Origin of the sequence: Streptomyces sp. NPDC005281, assembly GCF_040607495.1 — a bacterium.
In the GTDB taxonomy this organism is placed as follows: Bacteria; Actinomycetota; Actinomycetes; order Streptomycetales; family Streptomycetaceae; genus Streptomyces.
Window position 1 is genome coordinate 26,525 of record NZ_JBEXGX010000028.1, and the last position, 18,229, is coordinate 44,753.

Consider the following 18,229-nt stretch of genomic DNA (forward strand, 5'->3'; position numbering starts at 1 on the left):
GAGGGTCACTTGGGGGTGACCACCTTGTAGTTCTTGGGCACCTGGGCGTCCGGGCGGCGCAGATACAGCGGCCGGGGCGGCTCCGGTTCCTCGCCGGCGGCCAGCCTCTCGGCGGCCAGGGAGGCGAGGGCCGCGGCCGACACGTACTCCGGCGCGCGGGGGTCCCTGAAGGTGTCGGGGTACAGGAGGGCGCCCGCGCCGACGGCGGGCAGCGCGGCGATCGCCTCGTCGATCTCGGCGGGGCGGTCCACGGCGGGCTCCGACAGCCGCGTACGGCGGTCGGCGTAGCGGGCCCAGTAGACCTCCTTGCGCCGGGCGTCCGTGGCGACGACGAACGGGCCGTCGAAGGCGGTGTCGTCGGCCGCGTAGGCGAGCCCGTCGAGGGTGCACACGCCGTGCACGGGCACGCCGAGGGCGAGCCCGAAGGTGTCGGCGGTCATGAGGCCGACGCGCAGCCCCGTGTACGGGCCGGGGCCTACGCCCACGACGATGCCGGTGACGGCGTCCAGCCTGAGGCCTGCCTCGGTGAGCACCCGGTCGACGGCCGGCAGCAGCAGCTCTCCGTGCCGGCGCGCGTCCACCTGGCTCGACGAAGCGATGACGGACGTGCCGTCGTGCAGGGCGACGGTCACAGCGGGGGTGGCGGTATCCAGAGCGAGCAAGAGCACGCAAACAGCGTACGGCGCCTGAGCCCGACGCAAGGCCGCCCGGGACTCCCGTCCCTCGGCTGCTACCGTCACAGCAAGTACGTACGAAGGTCGAGAGGTGGGCACACAAGGTGGCTAAGGGCAGCTCGGGAATCGTGGCCGGGCTCACCGTGGCAGCGCTCGTAGCGGTCGGCTTCCTCGCCTTCCAGGCATCCGCGAACGTTCCGAACGCCCTGGGCGAGCCGAGCCGGACCGTGACGGCCAAGTCCTCCGCCCCCAAGACCCCCCGGGCCAAGAAGGACCCCGCCGCGCTGCCGGCCCCGTCCGGCGCCGGTGTGCGGGTCGTCTACTCGCTCGGCGCCGACCGGGTGTGGCTCGTCGGCGCGGGGAACAAGGTGCGGCGCACGTTCCAGGTCACGCCGGGCACCGTCGAACCGGCCGCTGGCACCTACGCCGTCACGTCGCGGACGGGCGCCTCCCCCGGGTCCGACGGGACACAGATCGAGCACATCGTGCGGTTCGCCCTGGTCAACAATGTCGCCATCGGCTTCAGCGCCGCGGTGAACGGCTCCACGGACGCGCCGGACCCCGAGAAGAAGCTCGGCGGCATCCGCTCCGCCCGCGCCGACGGCGACGCGATGTGGGGCTTCGCGACCGTGGGTGCCAAGGTCGTCGTCGTCAAGTAACCGCGAAAGCGGCATCCGGCGTCCTGGCGTTCCGGCCTCGCGCCGATCCGCCGCGGCACCCCGCCCCACCCGGCGGTGGAAGGCCACGCTTCGGTGTCAGGCGGCCCTGCGGGGGCGCTCCGCGGTGCCGGGTTCGCTCAGGGGCGCGAGTGGCGGCCTGGACACCGCCTCCGCCGCGGCGCACGCCGCCAGCAGATCCCGCATCGACACCCCGGCCGTCGCGCGCGGCGCGGCAGGCACGTCATGTTCTGAAGCCGGCACTTCAGCCGACTCTGCTGCCGACATGGACGCCTCCTCGGGCTTCGGGGGCAGACGTGGTTAGGTAGACCTAACCACGTACCGATGTCCATGTGACCACGGCCGGGACGCCGAACGCAATATTTTGCCGACGTCCTGTCGGAATCGTTGGCCGAATGTACGAGCGACGACGCCCGCGATGCACGAGCGAGGGCGCCCGCGCCGCTCAGGCCGCGAGCACCGTCAGATCGGCGGCGGCCCAGCGCCGCCCGAGTCCCGTGACCGTCACGTGCCGCACCTCGTCGGTGGTGTCACCGACCGCCCGGTGGATGACCACGTTCAGCCGGTCGTCGGTCAGCTCCTCGACCTTGCCCTCGCCCCATTCCACGACGATCACGGAGTCGGACAGGGAGACGTCGAGATCGAGGTCCTCCATCTCGTCGAGCCCGCCGCCGAGGCGGTACGCGTCCACGTGCACGAGCGGCGGACCGTCGCCGAGCGAGGGGTGTACGCGGGCGATGACGAAGGTGGGCGAGGTGACCGCGCCGCGGACGCCGAGCCCCTCACCGAGTCCGCGGGTCAGCGTGGTCTTGCCCGCGCCGAGCTCGCCGTTCAGCATCACGAGATCGCCCGCGCGCAGCAGCTTGGCCAGGCGCAGGCCCAACTCCCGCATCTGCTCGGGCGAGTTGACGGTGAGCCGGGCGGCGACGCCGTCCGGAGCCGAGGCGCGCGATGTCGAGATGTCTTCCATCGTCACTCACTTAGCGTAGTACACGTGCCACATCCCGTGAGGGAGGGTCCGGGCTGGACCGCAGCCGAGGGCTGGAAGCCGGCTCCGTCAGGAGGAGGCGGAGTCGCAGCCACCCACGGTAGCGGTGATCGGCACCGCTCCCGTGCGGGCGAGAAGGTCGGCGAGGCGGTCTATGACGACCTCGGGATGTTCCAGCATCACCAGATGTCCCGCGTCGGGGACGAGGACCAGTTCCGCATCCGGCAGCAGGTCGGCGATGGCCTCGCTGTGCTCGCTCGGCGTCACCAGGTCCTTGACCCCGGCGAGGACGAGGACGGGCAGGTCGGCGAAACGGGCCAGCGCGGCGGTCTTGTCGTGCTCGGTGAACGCCGGGTAGAACTCGGCGACCACGTCGATCGGCGTGCCCTCGATCATCCGCTCGGCGAACCGCACGACGGCCGGATCGACGTCCCGGCTCGCGAACGAGTACCGCTTGATGACCCCGGCGAACAGATCGGCCGTGACCCGCCGTCCCTTCTCCACCAGGGCCGCCTGCTGCCCGAGCGCCTTGAGCACACCGGGGAGCACGCGCCGCACGGCGGCGACGCCCGCGACGGGCAGCCCGAAGTTGACCTCTCCGAGCCTCCCCGAGGACGTACCGACCAGGGCGACGCCGACGACCCGGTCGCGGATCAGCTCGGGGAACTGCTCGGCGAGCGCCATGACGGTCATACCGCCCATGGAGTGCCCGACGAGCACGATCGGGCCCTCGGGCACCGCCGCCTCTATGACGGCGAGCAGGTCGCGGCCGAGCTGGTCGATGGTGACCGGCTTGCGGTCCTCCAGCTGGGCCGCACCCCGCCCGGACCGCCCGTGGCTGCGCTGGTCCCAGTGGACCGTGCGCACGACACCGCGCAGCGCGGCGCGCTGGAAGTGCCACGAGTCCTGGTTGAGGCAGTAGCCGTGGCTGAAGACGACCGTGACGGGGGCGGGGGCCTTGCGGCCGAAGAGCCGGAGCCGACGCGGGGCGAGCGAGGACTCAGGACCGGTCTCGTCGACCTCGTAGTAGAGCTCGGTGCCGTCGTCCGAGTACGCCTTGCCCGGCGTGCCGCGCAGCGCGCCGTACGGGCCGGTCGAGTCGAGGGCCAGGCGCGCCTTGCTGCGCATGCCGCGTCCGACCGTGAGCCGCTCGATCGCGACCCCGGCCGCGGCGCCCGCCGCGATCACGCCTATCGCGGCCCCGGCGACGCCGGCCTTGCGCCAGTTCCCGGCGGAGGAGGCGGCGGCCGAGGCCGCGCTCACGACGGCCTCCGCACTGGTCTCGCTCACGTCCCGCTCCTCTTCGCTCCGGCTCTCGGCTGTCCGCTGTCGGTTGTCGGCTCTGGGCTGTGCGCGCTCCGGCGCGGCTTCCGCCCGCCGTGTGCCGCCCGGCGCCGTTCGCTCGCCGGTCCCGCGCGCCTGTTCGGCTAAGGGGTGTTACCCGCCTTGTTCCTCTTTCACCTTCACGTAGACGCGCGGAACGCGGGTTCCGATGCGTGTCACGATCTCGTACGCGATCGTCCCCGCCGCGCGCGCCCAGTCCTCGGCGGTGGGCTCGCCGCCGTCGCCCGGCCCGAACAGGACCGCGCGGGCGCCGGGCTCCGGCTCGTCGCCGCCGAGGTCGACGACGAACTGGTCCATGGCGACCCGGCCCGCGACGGTACGCCACTTGCCGCCGACCAGGACCGGGCCGGTGCCCGAGGCGTGCCGCGGGACGCCGTCCGCGTAGCCGACGGGGACGAGACCGAGGGTGGTCTCGCCCGGGGTGACGTAGTGATGGCCGTAGCTCACACCGTGCCCGGCCGGCACGTGCTTGACCAGCGCGAGCGAGGCGCTGAGCGTCATCACGGGGCGCAGTCCGAAGTCGGCGGGGGTGCCGACCTCGGGGCTCGGCGAGATCCCGTAGACCGCGATCCCGGTCCTTACGAGGTCGAAGTGGCTCTCGGGGAGGGTCAGGGTCGCGGGCGAGTTGGCGATGTGCCGCACCTCGGGGCGCACCCCCTGCGCCTCGGCGTACGACACCATCTCGCGGAAGAGCGCGAGCTGGGCCTGGATCGAGGGGTGGCCGGGCTCGTCGGCACAGGCGAAGTGGGACCAGAGTCCGGTGACGGTGATCAGCCCGCGCGCCTCGGCGGCCAGGGCCTCGGCGACGAGCTCAGGCCAGTCGGCGGGCTGGCAGCCGGCGCGCCCGAGGCCGGTGTCGGCCTTGAGCTGCACCCTGGCGCGCACTCCGACGGTCCCGGCGGCCGCCACGGCCTCCCTGAGCGCCCACGTCCCGCTGACCGACACGTCGATATCGGCCTCGATGGCCTCGGCCCAGGGACCGCCCGGGGTCCAGAGCCAGCACATGACGCGTCCCGGCAGTCCGGCCGCCCGCAGGGCGAGCGCCTCCTCCGGGGTGGCCGTGCCGAGCCAGGTGGCGCCCGCCTCGCGCGCGGCGCGGGCGCACTCGACCGCGCCGTGGCCGTACGCGTCGGACTTGACCACGGCCATCAGGGCCGCGGTCGGCGCGTGGGCACGCAGGGCCCGTACGTTGGCTCGCAGGGCGGCCAGATCGATCTCGGCGCGGGCGCGCAGGGGCGCCGTCCGCGGGTGTGCTGTCTCTGTCATCGCGCCCCAGTCTCTCAGAGGCGCACGGCGGCCTTCCGGCACCGGTCCCCGGGACGGACCCGGGGGCCGGCCCGGGGACCTGGGCGGACGCTCGCGCACCTAGCTAGTGCCGCGGCAGGCAACGTTTGCCCGTCAAGGAGCGGCGCCCGGTGCGTGCTCTCGGTGCGCCGGCCGGAAGCCCTCGTACTGGATGTACTTGAGCTTTCGGCCGGTGCGGCGAGAGTGCGTGCCGGGAGTCGCGACGGGGCGAACGTCGCCTGTCGCGGCACTAGCCCCGGGGCCGTCGGCCCCACACATAGACGTGGTCGCCCTTCCTGAGCACCTTCCAGAGCCCGCGGGCGTCGGCGAGCCGCAGATTCACGCAGCCCATCGAGCCGCCGACCGTGCGGATGCTGCCGCGCACGGCGTGGAAGGCCTGCCCGCCGCTGAAGAACTGGGCGTACGGCATGGGGCTGTTGTAGAGGGTCGACCAGTGGTGAAGGTGTCTCCAGAAGATCCGGAACCAGCCGGTGCGGGTGGGGTGCCGGACCCCGCCGCTGCGCATCGGCACCGGGCCGAACAGGATCCGGCCCCGCTGCTGCACCCAGGTGCGCTTGTGGGTGAGGTCGACGCAGGCGATCCGGTACGAGCGTTCCGGGCAGCCGCGGAGGGTGCGTGGGGCGCCACCGGCCGAGAGTGACCGCATGCGGGCCCAGGTCGTGGCTCCGGCGGTCCCGGTGGCGGGCTCGACGCCGTGCTTGCGCTGGAAGGCGCGGACGGCCCGGCAGTCGGCCGCCGACTGCTTCCCGTCCGCCCTCAGCTTCAGCCACCGCTCGGCCTGCCGCTGATACGGGCCCCCACGCCCGTCGCACACCACCCCGGACCGGTCACCCCGAACGCCACCCGAAGCAGCCGGCCCGGACGCACCCGCCCCGGACGCTCCGAACTCGACCGGCCCGGACCCGACCGGCCTGGAACCGATCGGCCTGGACCGGCCCGGCGTCGACCCGTGCGGCGACCCAACAGGCCCGGACCCGTTCGACCCGGACCCGGCCGGCATCGACCCGGCCGGCCCGGACCCGACGGGCGCGGCTGTCTCCGGCGTGAACGCGACCGGCGCGTCCATGCCCCCCGGCGCGTCGCCCCGCAGGCCCCGCCCCGCGGCGGGCATGCCCAAGGGCGTCGAGGCCGCCGGCAGTATCCGGCCGCCCGGGATGTCACCCGGCCAGGACGGACGGAGTCCTCTCGCCGCACCGGGCCACGGTTCGACGGCCCGCCCGGAGGCGGGCGGCAGCGGAACGGCCGCGGCCGCCACCGTCCCGACGGGCACGGCCGTCACCGCCGCCAGCAGCACCGCGATCCCCCGGCAAGCCCTTCGTCTGCTCATCACGCGAACAGACATACGCAACATCACACGTCCCCTGCCCGCGCCGCGCGCAAGGGGTCCCCCGATGTGTGCAACCCTCCGTCACCCGCTTCGCGGCCGGTCGGGCACCGGCGGCCCCGTCCCTCGACCCGGAACCCGAGACCCGGCACAGCCCGATCCGACCGGGTCCTGGTCCGGGCCGGGCTCGGCCGGACCGAGCCGGGCTGGACCGAGCCGAGCCGGACCGACCCAGATCGGGCCGACCCAGGCCGAGCAGCGCCCAGCCGCGTGACGTGGCGTGACGTGGGGTCAGTCGAGGGTGTCCCGCCAGGCGGCTGGGACCGCTTCGGCCACGTCGTGGGCGCCCGCGGGGGCGCCGTCGGCCGCGAAGCGGCCCGCGAGGCCGTGCAGGTACGCGGCGACGCTGCCCGCGTCGAGCGCGGAGAGTCCCGCCGCGAGCAGCGACCCCGCCAGCCCCGACAGAACGTCCCCGCTCCCGGCGGTCGCGAGCCAAGCCGTCCCGGTGGCGTTCACCCGCACGGCGCCGCCCGTGGGACCGGCGACCAGCGTCGTCGCGCCCTTGAGGAGGACCGTCGCGCCGTACAGCCCCGCCAGTTCCCGCACGGCGGCCAGCCGGGCCGCCTCGACCGCCTCCCGGGCGACCCCGAGCAGCGCGGCGGCCTCCCCCGCGTGCGGGGTCAGCAGCGTCGGCGCGCTGCGGGCCCGTACGGCCCCGCGGTCGGCGAGCCGCAGCCCGTCCGCGTCCACCAGCACCGGCACGTCCGCGGCCAGCACCTCCGCGACCGCCGAGGCGTCGTCCCCGGCACCGGGGCCCACCACCCACGCCTGGACCCGGCCCGCCTTCGCCGGACCTGTGTCGGAGACCAGCGTCTCCGGGAACCGAGCGATGACGGCGTCCGCCGCGGCCCCGACGTACCGCACCGCCCCGGCCCCGCCGCGCAGCGCCCCGGCCACGGCCAGCACGGCGGCCCCGGGGTAGCGGGCGGACCCGGCGGCGATCCCGACGACACCGCGCCGGTACTTGTCGCTCGCCGCGCCAGGAAGGGGCAGCCGGGCCGCGACATCGCTGTGCTGGAGCGCCTCCAGATCGGCCGGGTCCGGCAGGTCGAGGCCGATGTCGACGAGGCGTACGGAACCGGCGTACCCGCGCGCCGGGTCGACGAGCAGCCCCGGCTTGTGGGTGCCGAAGGTGACGGTGAGATCGGCGCGCACGGCCGGGCCGAGCACCTCACCGGTGTCCGCCTCGACCCCGCTCGGGAGGTCGACGGCGACGACGGCGGCACGGGAGGCGTCCGCGAGGGCGGCGAGGCGCGCGGCCTCGGGCCGCAGGCCGCCCTTGCCGCCGATCCCGACGATGCCGTCGACCACGAGGTCGGCCCGCCGCAGGAGCGGTTCGGCGGCTGCGGGCGCGGCCGAGGTGCCGCCGGCGCGCAGCAGCGCCGCCAGGCCCCCCGGGTGGGTCCTGCCGGGGGCGAGCAGCACCGCGGTGACGCCGGCCCCGCGCCGGGCGAGGCGCGCCCCGGCGTACAGGGCGTCGCCGCCGTTGTCCCCGCTGCCCACCAGCAGCACCACCCGGCGGCCGTACACCCGGCCCAGCAGGTCGGCGCAGGCGGCGGCGAGTCCGGCGGCCGCCCGCTGCATCAACGCCCCCTCGGGGAGCCGTGCCATCAGCTCCCGTTCGGCGGCTCTCACGGTCTCCACGCAGTACGCAGTACGCATGACGCCGAGTCTCCCGCACCGGCCCGCCCGGTGCGCGCTCCCGGCCGGGGGGGACCCGTGAACCCGGTCCGTAGCCCCCGCACCGGGCGGACCCGTGAACCCGCTCCGGAGCCCGCACGCCAGATGGGCCGGGCGCCGTGGACCCCTGTCCGATGCGGGCCCGCACGGCTCCCGTACCGCTCCGCCCGGAGAGGTCGGCCAGGGCTAGCCCTCCGCCACCACCACCGCCGAGGCCACCCCGGCGTCGTGACTGAGCGACACGTGCCAGGAGCAGACGCCCAGTTCGGCCGCCCGGGCCGCCACCGTTCCCTTCACGCGCAGCCGGGGCTGCCCGCTGTCCTCCACGTAGACCTCGGCGTCCGTCCAGTACAGGCCCGCCGGCGCGCCCAGCGCCTTGGCCAGCGCCTCCTTCGCCGCGAAGCGGGCCGCGAGCGAGGCGACGCCCCGCCGTTCACCGCTGGGCAGCAGCAACTCGCTCTCCACGAAGAGACGTTGGGCCAGTCCGGGCGTCCGCTCAAGCGACGCCCGGAACCGGTCGATCTCGGCCACGTCGATACCGACCCCGATGATGCTCATGTCCGCACCCTAGGGCCTGTCGGGCCGGGCCCACCGCGGGGCCTCGCACGGCCGCGCCGCTCACTCCACCGTCACCGACTTCGCCAGGTTGCGCGGCTGGTCCACCTCGTTGCCCCGGGCCGTCGCCAGTTCGCAGGCGAACACCTGGAGCGGGACCGTCGACACGAGCGGCTGGAGCAGAGTGGGGGTGGCCGGGATGCGGATGAGGTGGTCGGCATACGGGACGACCGCCTCGTCGCCCTCCTCCGCGATGACGATCGTGCGGGCGCCCCTGGCCCGGATCTCCTGGATGTTGGAGACGATCTTGTCGTGCAGGACCGAGCGGCCGCGCGGCGACGGGGCCACGACCACGACGGGCATGTCCTCCTCGATCAGCGCGATCGGGCCGTGCTTGAGCTCCCCCGCGGCGAAGCCCTCGGCGTGCATGTACGCCAGCTCCTTGAGCTTCAGGGCGCCTTCCAGCGCGACCGGGTAGCCCACGTGCCGGCCGAGGAACAGCACGGTGTCCTTGCCTGCGAGGGAGCGCGCGAGCTCCCGTACGGGCTCCATGGTCTCCAGGACCCGCTCGACCTCGCGGGAGATGCGGGACAGCTCCCGGATGACGGCCTGGATCTCGTCGCCCCACTTGGTGCCGCGCACCTGGCCCAGGTACAGCGCCACCAGGTAGCAGGCCACGAGCTGGGTCAGGAACGCCTTGGTGGAGGCGACGGCGACCTCGGGGCCCGCGTGCGTGTACAGCACCGCGTCGGACTCGCGCGGGATCGTCGAGCCGTTGGTGTTGCAGATCGCCAGCACCCTGGCACCCTGCTCGCGGGCGTGCCGCAGGGCCATCAGCGTGTCCATGGTCTCGCCGGACTGCGAGATCGCGATGACGAGCGTCTGCCGGTCCAGGATCGGGTCCCGGTAGCGGAACTCGCTGGCCAGCTCCACCTCGCACGGGATGCGCGTCCAGTGCTCGATGGCGTACTTGGCGATCAGCCCGGCGTGGAAGGCGGTCCCGCAGGCGACGATGACGACCTTGTCGGCCTCGCGCAGCGCCCGTACCGGGATGCGCACCTCGTCGAGCGTCAGCGAACCGGCCGCGTCGATCCGTCCCAGCAGGGTGTCGGCGACCGCCTTGGGCTGCTCGGCGATCTCCTTGAGCATGAAGTAGTCGTAGCCGCCCTTCTCCGCCGCCGACGCGTCCCAGTCGACGTGGTACGAGCGGACCTCGGCGGGGCTGCCGTCGAACCCGGTGACGGTCACTCCGTCGCGGCGCAGTTCGACCACCTGGTCCTGCCCCAGCTCGATCGCCGACCGGGTGTGGGCGATGAACGCGGCGACGTCCGAGGCGAGGAAGGCCTCGCCCTCCCCGACACCGACCACCAGCGGCGAGTTCCGGCGGGCGCCGACGACCACGTCCGGTTCGTCGGCGTCCACCGCGACCAGGGTGAACGCGCCCTCCAGGCGTCGGCACACCAGCCGCATCGCCTCCGCCAGGTCCGTGCACGAGGAGTACTCCTCGGCGAGCAGATGGGCGACCACCTCGGTGTCCGTCTCGGAGGCCAGGTCGTGCCCCCGCTCGGCCAGTTCGGCGCGGAGCAGGGCGAAATTCTCGATGATGCCGTTGTGGACGACGGCGACCCGGCCCGCGTTGTCGAGGTGCGGATGGGCGTTGGCGTCCGTGGGGCCTCCGTGGGTGGCCCAGCGAGTGTGCCCGATGCCCGTCGTTCCGGCCGGCAGGGGCCTGCCGCCCAGCTCCTTCTCCAGGTTGACCAGTTTCCCGGCCTTCTTCGCGACGGCGAGTCCTCCGTCCGCGAGGACGGCGACACCCGCCGAGTCGTATCCCCGGTACTCGAGTCTCTTCAGTCCGGCCATCACTACGTCGAGCGCCGACTGCGACCCCACATAACCCACGATTCCGCACATGGCGGCAGCGTACGGTCCACCGCCGCCCCGAATCAGGCTCACCGTGCCCGATATCGGAGATTCCGGCCGCCTTCCGGAGGTGGCCGGACGCTCCGGGGACCCCGCCGGTGTCACCCGGCGTGACGCACCCCACCTCCCACCCCGTTCAAACTCCGTTAACAATGGACTGTGATCTCTCCGGTCTCCCCGTTGCCGCGGAGCGCCCACCGGTCCAAGCCGGAGGCGACTCCCTACGTCGACCTCACCCGTGCCGAGTGGAGCGCGCTGCGCGAAAAGACGCCGCTCCCGCTGAACGCCGAGGAGGTCGAGAAGCTGCGCGGTCTGGGCGATGTCATCGACCTCGACGAGGTGCGGGACATCTATCTGCCGCTGTCACGGCTGCTGAACCTGTACGTCGGCGCCACGGACGGGCTCAGAGGCGCTCTGAACACCTTCCTCGGCGAGAAGGGCTCGCAGTCGGGCACCCCGTTCGTCATAGGCGTCGCGGGTTCCGTGGCCGTCGGCAAGTCCACCGTGGCCCGCCTGCTCCAGGCCCTGCTCTCCCGCTGGCCCGAGCACCCGCGCGTCGAACTGGTCACCACGGACGGCTTCCTGCTCCCGACGAAGGAGCTGGAGGCCCGCGGCATGATGTCGCGGAAAGGTTTCCCCGAGTCGTACGACCGGCGGGCCCTGACCCGGTTCGTCGCGGACATCAAGGCGGGCAAGGACGAGGTCACGGCGCCCGTCTACTCGCATCTGATCTACGACATCGTCCCCGGCGAGCGGCTCACGGTCCGCCGCCCCGACATCCTCATCGTCGAGGGCCTGAACGTCCTCCAGCCCGCGCTGCCGGGCAAGGACGGGCGCACCCGGGTCGGCCTCGCGGACTACTTCGACTTCAGCGTGTACGTCGACGCCCGCCCCGAGGACATCGAGCGCTGGTACCTCAACCGCTTCCGCAAGCTGCGCGCGACGGCCTTCCAGAAGACCGACTCGTACTTCCGCAGGTACACCCAGGTCTCCGAGGAGGAGGCCCTGGACTACGCCCGTACGACCTGGCGCACCATCAACAGGCCGAACCTGCTGGAGAACGTGGCCCCCACCCGCGGCCGGGCGACCCTCGTCGTGCGCAAGGGCCCGGACCACAAGGTGCAGCGCCTGAGCCTGCGCAAGCTGTAGTCCCACGCATGCGTGAGGCCCGGCACCCCAGGGTGCCGGGCCTCACGCGTGCGTGACGAGCGTCCTAGCCGAGCGCCGACTTCACCACGTCGGCGAGGCGCGCGGCCACCGAGCGGGCGTGGTCGATGTCGGCGGCCTCGACCATGACGCGCACGAGCGGCTCGGTGCCGGAGGGACGCAGCAGCACCCGTCCGGTGGTGCCGAGTTCCTGCTCCGCGTCGGCCACCGCGGCGGCGAGCTCGGCGGAGGTGCCGACCCGCGAGCGGTCGACGTCGGGCACGTTGACGAGGACCTGCGGCAGCCGCTCCATGACCGAGGCGAGGTCCTGGAGCGTACGGCCGGTCTGGGCGACCCGGGCCGCGAGCAGCAGGCCGGTGAGCGTGCCGTCGCCGGTGGTGGCGTGGTCGAGGATGATGACGTGTCCGGACTGCTCGCCGCCCAGCGCGTAGCCGTGCCGCTTCATCTCTTCCAGGACGTAACGGTCCCCGACGCCCGTCCGGACGAAGGCGACGCCCTCGCGCTCCATGGCGAGCTTGAAGCCCAGATTGGACATGACCGTCGCGACAACGGTGTCGGAGCGCAGTGCGGAACGCTCCCGCATCGCCAGCGCGAGTACGGCCAGGATCTGGTCGCCGTCGATCTCCTCGCCCGTGTGGTCCACGGCGAGGCAGCGGTCGGCGTCGCCGTCGTGCGCGATGCCGAGGTCGGCGCCGTGCTCGACGACGGCGGCCTTCAGGAGCTCCAGGTGGGTGGAGCCGCAGCCGTCGTTGATGTTCAGCCCGTCGGGCTCCGCGCCGATCGTGACGATCTCGGCACCGGCCAGCGCGAAGGCCTCGGGGGAGACCCGGGCGGCGGCGCCGTGCGCCTCGTCGAGGACGACCTTCAGACCGTCGAGGCGGTTGGGGAGAACTCCGATGAGGTGGGCGACGTACTGGTCGAGGCCCTGGTCGTAGGAGTTCACCCGGCCGACGCCGGAGCCGGTCGGGCGGTCCCAGGGGGCGCCGGTGCGGTGCTCCTCGTAGACGCCCTCGATCCGGTCCTCGAGCTCGTCGGCGAGCTTGTGCCCGCCGCGGGCGAAGAACTTGATGCCGTTGTCCGGCATGGCGTTGTGGCTGGCGGAGAGCATCACGCCGAGGTCGGCGCCCAGCGCCCCGGTGAGATGGGCCACGGCCGGGGTGGGCAGCACGCCGACGCGCAGGACGTCCACACCGGCGCTGGCGAGGCCGGCGACCACGGCGGCCTCCAGGAACTCCCCGGACGCGCGCGGATCCCGCCCGACCACGGCCACGGGCCGGTGGCCTGCGAACGTGCCCGCTTCGGCGAGTACGTGCGCCGCTGCCACCGAGAGCCCGAGCGCGAGCTCGGCCGTCAGATCCGCGTTGGCGACACCACGCACGCCGTCCGTGCCGAAGAGTCGTCCCACTTGTCCTCCTGAGAAAGCTGCAAAGTACGGAAGTCCCCCGAGGATACGGAGTCATCCGATCACATGAGCCTTTGAGCACCTTGTGCCGTTATACGCCCAACCACTGTGATAAACGAACGCCCCGGCGGCACTGTTGGGTGCAGCCGGGGCGTTCGGAGCTACGCGTATGTACGCGCAGAAGCAAGCAGCGAAGATTAACGCTTGCTGTACTGCGGAGCCTTACGGGCCTTCTTGAGACCGGCCTTCTTGCGCTCGACCGCACGGTCGTCACGCTTGAGGTAACCGGCCTTCTTGAGGGCGCCGCGGTTGTTGTCCACGTCGGCCTCGTTCAGCGCGCGGGCCACGCCGAGGCGCAGGGCACCGGCCTGACCGGAGACGCCGCCACCCGAGATGCGGGCGATGACGTCGTAGCGGCCGTCGAGCTCGAGCACCTTGAAGGGCTCGTTGACTTCCTGCTGGTGGACCTTGTTCGGGAAGTAGTCCTCGAGCGTGCGCCCGTTGACCTTCCACTTGCCGGTGCCCGGGACGATCCGGACGCGGGCGATGGCGTTCTTGCGACGGCCCAGGCCGGCGGCCGGCTGCGGGTCGCCGAAGCGGCCCGCGAGCGACTCCGAGGTGTACTCGCCCTCGACGGGCACCTCGGACTCGGTGGTGTAGTTCTCGATGTCGACGAGCTCAGTCTCTTCGACCGGCTGCTCAACGGTGGTCTCGGCCACGATTCTCCTCAGATTTCTTTATGTCTTAGGGGGTGGCCGGAACTACTGCGCGACCTGGGTGATCTCGAACGGGACCGGCTGCTGCGCAGCGTGCGGGTGGTTCTCGCCCGCGTAGACCTTCAGCTTCGAGAGCACCTGACGGCCCAGGGTGTTCTTGGGAACCATGCCCCTGATGGCCTTCTCGACGGCCTTCTCGGGGTTCTTCGCCAGCAGCTCGTCGTAACGGACGGAGCGCAGACCACCCGGGTAACCGGAGTGGCGGTACGCCAGCTTCTGGGTCTTCTTGTTGCCGGAGAGGTGCACCTTGTCCGCGTTGATGATGATGACGAAGTCACCAGCGTCGACGTGGGGGGCGTAGATCGGCTTGTGCTTGCCCCGCAGGATGTTCGCTGCAGTGGTCGCCAGACGACCCAGGACGACATCCTGGGCGTCGATGACGTACCACTGGCGAGTGATGTCGCCGGGCTTGGGGCTGTACGTACGCACGGTCGTAGCCTTCGCTTCTTCAGTGAGTGGGTCCTGACATGGCCACCACGGACGATCACGACAGCCCTGACCGCACTGCGGTGACGCATACCGCGTGCAGGTCGCTGGTCATCGGCCCCGGTGGACCGGTGTAAGGGCCCCTCACGTGAGAATGAGCAAGCCAATACACATAACGAAATGCAAGCTTACCCGCGGTGCCCCGGAAGGGTCAAAACGCGAGCGCTCACACCCTCGCGGCCCGTCGCCCCCGTCGCTGAGCGACGAAGCCGACCGGTCCTGCGAGCGGCAGATGACGGTGGTGCCAAAGCGCCACCGATGCAGTCATTACACACAGGGTAAAGCAGTCCCGGAACGAACGCCGGGTCACCGCTTCCAGCCAGGGCCAGTCAGCGCCGGGCACCTGCGGCACCAGCGCCAGCCAGAACCAGGGCCCACGGGCCGCCGAACCCGGATACGGCAGCCCCGCGAGCAGCAGCGGCACCACGACGAGCAGATAGTGGTCGTAGGACGGCCGGGACACCAGGAACGCCGCCAGCATCAGCAGCACCGCGGTCTCCACCAGCCGCAACGGCCCCGGAACACCTCGCGACCAGCGGCGGTACGCGGCGAGGACCCCGCCACCCGCGGCGGCGAAGGCCAGCGGGACCGCGACCCACGACGGCACTCCGAGGCGCGGCAGCACGGCCACCGGAGAAGCCTCGTAGAGGCGTACGAAACCGTCGTGGCCGCGCAGCAGGAACGGCAGCGTCCGTGTGACGAACGCCGCAGGATCGGGCATCAGCAGCGCCGCTCCGCCGGACGCCAGGGCCGGCACCAGAATCACCGCCGCCAGCCCCCGCCACCGGCGCGCGAAGACGAAGAGGAGCGCCACCGGCGCGAGCAGCGGCTTCAGGGCGAGGGCGGCCCCGATGACGACACCCGCCCACACCCACCGCTCCCGCGCGGCCAGCAGCAGGGCGAGGGGCAGAGCCGCGGCGGCGGTCACGGTCCAGTTGCCGAGCGAGACCAGGTGACCGAAGGGCGCGAAGCCGAGCGCGAGCCCGGCAGGTCCGAGCACCGCGAGCCGGCTGCGCCGGGGGACCCCGTGGACCCGCAGCGCGCAGACCCAGCCCGCCACCAGCAGAGCGGTCACCGTCAGCGGGACCAGCACCCGCGGCACGCCGGGAGGGAGCAGCGTCTGCGGCACGGCCGCGAGCACCGCGCTCGGGAGATAGAGGAAATGGCGGTCGGCGTAGGGCGAACCGCCGTCCAGCCAGGTGCGCGCCGCCCGTACGACGATCGCGTTGTCCATCCCCCCGTCCGAGCTGCGCAGCGCGACGCCCACGGCATGCGCGCACAGCACCACGGCCGAGGCCGCCCACGCGTGCCAGGAGGCCCTACGCACCAACCACCCGGAGATGTCACTTTTGCCCTTGCGCATTCAGATCACGCTAGGGGCTCAAGTGCCCGGTGGAGCTGACCGGCACCCCCCAACCCCCGTCTAAGATGCGGCGCATGAGTTATGGGCAAGGTGGGCAGGGGCAGCCCCCGTGGGACCCCTGGAAGCCGGGGTCTCAGCAAACGCCTCAGTGGAACAACCAGCGCTCCAGCGGGAATCCCGACTGGGCGGCGATGGCGGAGGCTTCAGAGACGCGCAACAAGCGCCGCAAAGTGCTGTTCATCGTGGGCGGGGCCGTGGCCACCGTCGCGATCGGTGCTGCCGTGGCCATGGCCGTCGCCAACGCGAACGGGAGCAACGACTCCGCCGGCCAGCCGTCCAAACTGCCCGCCAGCGCGGACATACCCGGCGCCACGACACCGGCGCCGTCCTTCGAGCCGACCTCGGCTCCGCCGCCGCTGGATCCGAAGCAGTTCATAGCCAGCGCGCAGAAGGACACCGCGCCGCTGAGCCCGGACATCCTCTTCCCCGGTACGCAGCTCACCATGGGCAACCGCGTGTACCGCAAGGGTCCGACGGCCGACACGAAGAACTGCGCCTCGGCCGCGAAGGGCACGCTGCCGCCGGTCCTCACCAAGGACGGCTGCACCCGCTTCATGCGGGTCACCTACGTCAAGGACGGGGTGGCGGTGACGGTGGGCGTCGCGGTCTTCGACACCGAGGCCGAGGCGAGCAAGGCCAAGGCCGACGCGGACGGCAAGAGCATCATCGCCTCGCTCCCGGGCAACGGCATCAAGGCGTTCTGCGACTCGGCCGTCTGCCGTTCGACCACCAACGCCTACGGCCGTTACGCCTACTTCACCCTCGCCGGCTTCACCGACGGCAAGGACGTGAAGACCAAGGACACCGCGGTGTTCACCACCGGCGACGACCTCGCGCAGTTCGCGTTCCTCCAGATCAGCCGGCGGGGCCAGGCCCAGGCGTCGGCCGCGGCCGCGGCCGCGGCAGGCCAGTAGCGGCTGCGGGGCGGCGACCGGACAACTCCGGCCGCCGCCCCGCCAAATGATCAGACGTCAGCAGGTCTCGCAACCGGCCGCACCCGGCAACGTGCGCTTGTTCCGCGCCTCCTTGTTCCGCGCGGCCAGCAACTCATCGGCGGGATAGCCGACTTCCTCGAGCGTCAGCCCGTGCGGCCGTACGACATGAACGGCCGAGTCCCGGACCGCGGCGGCCAGCACCCTTCCCGGCCACTCGGGCCCGCGATGGCCGTCCCCCACGAACAGCAGGGCACCGATCAGCGACCGCACCATGTTGTGGCAGAAGGCGTCGGCCCGCACGGTGGCGGTGACGACCCCGTCCTCGCCACGCACCAGGCTCAGCTCCTGGAGCGTACGGATGGTCGTCGCGCCCTCGCGCTTCTTGCAGTAGGCGGCGAAATCGTGCTCCCCGAGCAGCCGCCGGGCCGCCTGGTTCATGGCGTCCACGTCCAACGGCCAGTCGTGCCACAGGACATGACTGCGCAACAGCGGGTCGACCCCGCCGGGCTCGTCGGTCACGCGATAGGCGTAGCGCCGCCAGATCGCCGAGAACCGCGCGTTGAATCCGGGCGGCGCCTCGGCGAGCGACCACACCCGCACGTCCTTGGGCAGCCTCCCCGCCAGCCGCTTGAGCAGCTTCTCCCGGTGCTCGGTCCACAGCTCCCCAGGCAGGTCGACATGGGCCACCTGGCCGCGCGCGTGCACCCCGGCGTCGGTCCGCCCGGCCACGGTCAGCTCGTACGTGGTGTCCCTCGTCCGCGTCACGGTCCGCAGCGCGTCCTCGATCTCGCCCTGCACGGTTCTGCGTCCCCCGGCCTGCTTGGCCCACCCGGAGAACTCGGTCCCGTCGTACGACAGATCCAACCGCACCCGTACGAACCCGGGCTCCGCTTCGTCACTCACACCTAGATCCTCTCAAGCCCGGGTTCCTCCCCGGAAACGCGAAAGCGGGCCCGCCCCCCGAAAGGGACGGACCCGCTCACAGCAAGGCAGTGCCTCAGGCGTCCTTCGACTCCTCGGCGGGAGCCTCGACGGCGTCCTCGACCTTGGTGTCCTCGACCTTGGCCGGGGCCTCGGTCTCCTTGACGGCACGCTTGGTGGCCGCCTCGGCCTCACCGGTGGCCTGCTGGGCCACGGTCAGGGCCTCGACCAGCTCGATGACAGCCATGGGCGCGTTGTCGCCACGACGGTTACCGATCTTGGTGATACGGGTGTAGCCACCCGGGCGGTTCTCGTAACGCGGGCCGATCTCGGTGAAGAGCGTGTGCACGATGCTCTTGTCCGTGATCACCGAGAGCACCTGACGGCGGTTGTGAAGGTCACCCTTCTTCGCCTTGGTGACCAGACGCTCCGCGTAGGGACGCAGGCGACGGGCCTTGGCCTCGGTGGTGGTGATGCGGCCGTGCTCGAAGAGCGACTTCGCGAGGTTCGCGAGGAGCAGCTTCTCGTGCGCGGCACTGCCGCCCAGACGGGCACCCTTGGCGGGCTTCGGCATGGTGTTTCTCCTTGGTGT

18 protein-coding genes are annotated in these 18,229 nt (G+C 72.3%); 3 read left to right on the top strand and 15 right to left on the bottom strand.

Translation table 11 applies throughout. The annotated features are described in order from the left end of the window. Positions 1-5: 5 nt before the first annotated feature. Positions 6-668: a tRNA (adenosine(37)-N6)-threonylcarbamoyltransferase complex dimerization subunit type 1 TsaB gene (gene tsaB, locus ABZV42_RS31575; RefSeq protein ID WP_355989228.1), complete on the bottom strand. Its 663-nt coding sequence runs from the start codon at positions 666-668 to the stop codon at positions 6-8. Positions 669-778: 110 nt separating this feature from the next. Here tsaB and ABZV42_RS31580 point away from each other — a divergent pair, with 110 nt between their 5' ends. After that, on the top strand, positions 779-1,333 hold the full coding sequence (locus tag ABZV42_RS31580) for a hypothetical protein (RefSeq protein ID WP_355989226.1): 555 nt from the start codon (positions 779-781) through the stop codon (positions 1,331-1,333). A gap of 96 nt (positions 1,334-1,429) precedes the next feature. On the opposite strand, the gene ABZV42_RS31585 is transcribed toward ABZV42_RS31580, so the two are convergent. The 8 genes from ABZV42_RS31585 to glmS all read right to left on the bottom strand — a co-directional run bounded on the left by ABZV42_RS31585 (position 1,430) and on the right by glmS (position 10,518). Continuing rightward, a complete protein-coding gene (locus ABZV42_RS31585) occupies positions 1,430-1,618 on the bottom strand; it encodes a hypothetical protein (RefSeq protein ID WP_355989224.1) in 189 nt (62 codons plus the stop codon). Between the two features lie 178 nt (positions 1,619-1,796). After that, positions 1,797-2,321: a tRNA (adenosine(37)-N6)-threonylcarbamoyltransferase complex ATPase subunit type 1 TsaE gene (gene tsaE, locus ABZV42_RS31590; RefSeq protein WP_355989281.1), complete on the bottom strand. Its 525-nt coding sequence runs from the start codon at positions 2,319-2,321 to the stop codon at positions 1,797-1,799. 87 nt (positions 2,322-2,408) lie between these two features. Further along, positions 2,409-3,629, bottom strand: a complete 1,221-nt coding sequence (locus tag ABZV42_RS31595; RefSeq protein ID WP_356054742.1) for an alpha/beta hydrolase — start codon at positions 3,627-3,629, stop codon at positions 2,409-2,411. A 147-nt stretch (positions 3,630-3,776) separates the two neighbouring features. Continuing rightward, complete coding sequence (alr, locus tag ABZV42_RS31600; protein WP_356054744.1) at positions 3,777-4,949, bottom strand: alanine racemase; 1,173 nt, start codon at positions 4,947-4,949, stop codon at positions 3,777-3,779. A 268-nt stretch (positions 4,950-5,217) separates the two neighbouring features. Next, positions 5,218-5,802 carry a L,D-transpeptidase family protein gene (locus tag ABZV42_RS31605; protein WP_355989217.1) on the bottom strand — a complete coding sequence of 195 codons (585 nt, stop codon included), beginning with the start codon at positions 5,800-5,802 and terminating at the stop codon, positions 5,218-5,220. A gap of 801 nt (positions 5,803-6,603) precedes the next feature. Continuing rightward, entirely contained in the window at positions 6,604-8,034 is a 1,431-nt protein-coding gene (locus ABZV42_RS31610; RefSeq protein ID WP_356054746.1) for an NAD(P)H-hydrate dehydratase, read from the bottom strand. Positions 8,035-8,238: 204 nt separating this feature from the next. Next, on the bottom strand, positions 8,239-8,610 hold the full coding sequence (locus ABZV42_RS31615; RefSeq protein WP_355989213.1) for a holo-ACP synthase: 372 nt from the start codon (positions 8,608-8,610) through the stop codon (positions 8,239-8,241). 60 nt (positions 8,611-8,670) lie between these two features. Further along, positions 8,671-10,518 (bottom strand): glutamine--fructose-6-phosphate transaminase (isomerizing), encoded by a 1,848-nt coding sequence (glmS, locus tag ABZV42_RS31620; protein WP_355989211.1) that lies wholly within the window; start codon positions 10,516-10,518, stop codon positions 8,671-8,673. A 168-nt stretch (positions 10,519-10,686) separates the two neighbouring features. Between glmS and coaA the strand changes: the two genes are divergently transcribed. Continuing rightward, positions 10,687-11,676 carry a type I pantothenate kinase gene (coaA, locus tag ABZV42_RS31625; protein ID WP_355989209.1) on the top strand — a complete coding sequence of 330 codons (990 nt, stop codon included), beginning with the start codon at positions 10,687-10,689 and terminating at the stop codon, positions 11,674-11,676. 64 nt (positions 11,677-11,740) lie between these two features. Here coaA and glmM read toward each other — a convergent pair whose 3' ends face one another. The 4 genes from glmM to ABZV42_RS31645 form a co-directional block, all read right to left on the bottom strand. After that, entirely contained in the window at positions 11,741-13,099 is a 1,359-nt protein-coding gene (glmM, locus tag ABZV42_RS31630) for a phosphoglucosamine mutase (RefSeq protein ID WP_355991328.1), read from the bottom strand. 194 nt (positions 13,100-13,293) lie between these two features. Next, positions 13,294-13,815, bottom strand: a complete 522-nt coding sequence (gene rpsI / locus ABZV42_RS31635) for a 30S ribosomal protein S9 (protein ID WP_355991331.1) — start codon at positions 13,813-13,815, stop codon at positions 13,294-13,296. 42 nt (positions 13,816-13,857) lie between these two features. Then, on the bottom strand, positions 13,858-14,301 hold the full coding sequence (rplM, locus tag ABZV42_RS31640) for a 50S ribosomal protein L13 (protein ID WP_037626954.1): 444 nt from the start codon (positions 14,299-14,301) through the stop codon (positions 13,858-13,860). Positions 14,302-14,524: 223 nt separating this feature from the next. Next, positions 14,525-15,721, bottom strand: coding sequence for a glycosyltransferase family 87 protein (locus ABZV42_RS31645; protein WP_356054749.1), 1,197 nt, complete (start codon positions 15,719-15,721; stop codon positions 14,525-14,527). 74 nt (positions 15,722-15,795) lie between these two features. On the opposite strand from ABZV42_RS31645, the gene ABZV42_RS31650 reads away from it, so the two are divergent. After that, complete coding sequence (locus ABZV42_RS31650; RefSeq protein ID WP_356054751.1) at positions 15,796-16,695, top strand: hypothetical protein; 900 nt, start codon at positions 15,796-15,798, stop codon at positions 16,693-16,695. A 57-nt stretch (positions 16,696-16,752) separates the two neighbouring features. Here the strand turns inward: ABZV42_RS31650 and truA are convergent, their stop codons facing one another. Together truA and rplQ are read right to left on the bottom strand one after the other, a co-directional pair. After that, the gene (truA, locus tag ABZV42_RS31655) at positions 16,753-17,619 is read right to left on the bottom strand and encodes a tRNA pseudouridine(38-40) synthase TruA (RefSeq protein WP_356054753.1); all 867 of its coding nucleotides are present in this window, start codon (positions 17,617-17,619) and stop codon (positions 16,753-16,755) included. A 94-nt stretch (positions 17,620-17,713) separates the two neighbouring features. Further along, complete coding sequence (rplQ, locus tag ABZV42_RS31660; RefSeq protein WP_351555371.1) at positions 17,714-18,211, bottom strand: 50S ribosomal protein L17; 498 nt, start codon at positions 18,209-18,211, stop codon at positions 17,714-17,716. Positions 18,212-18,229: the final 18 nt, after the last annotated feature.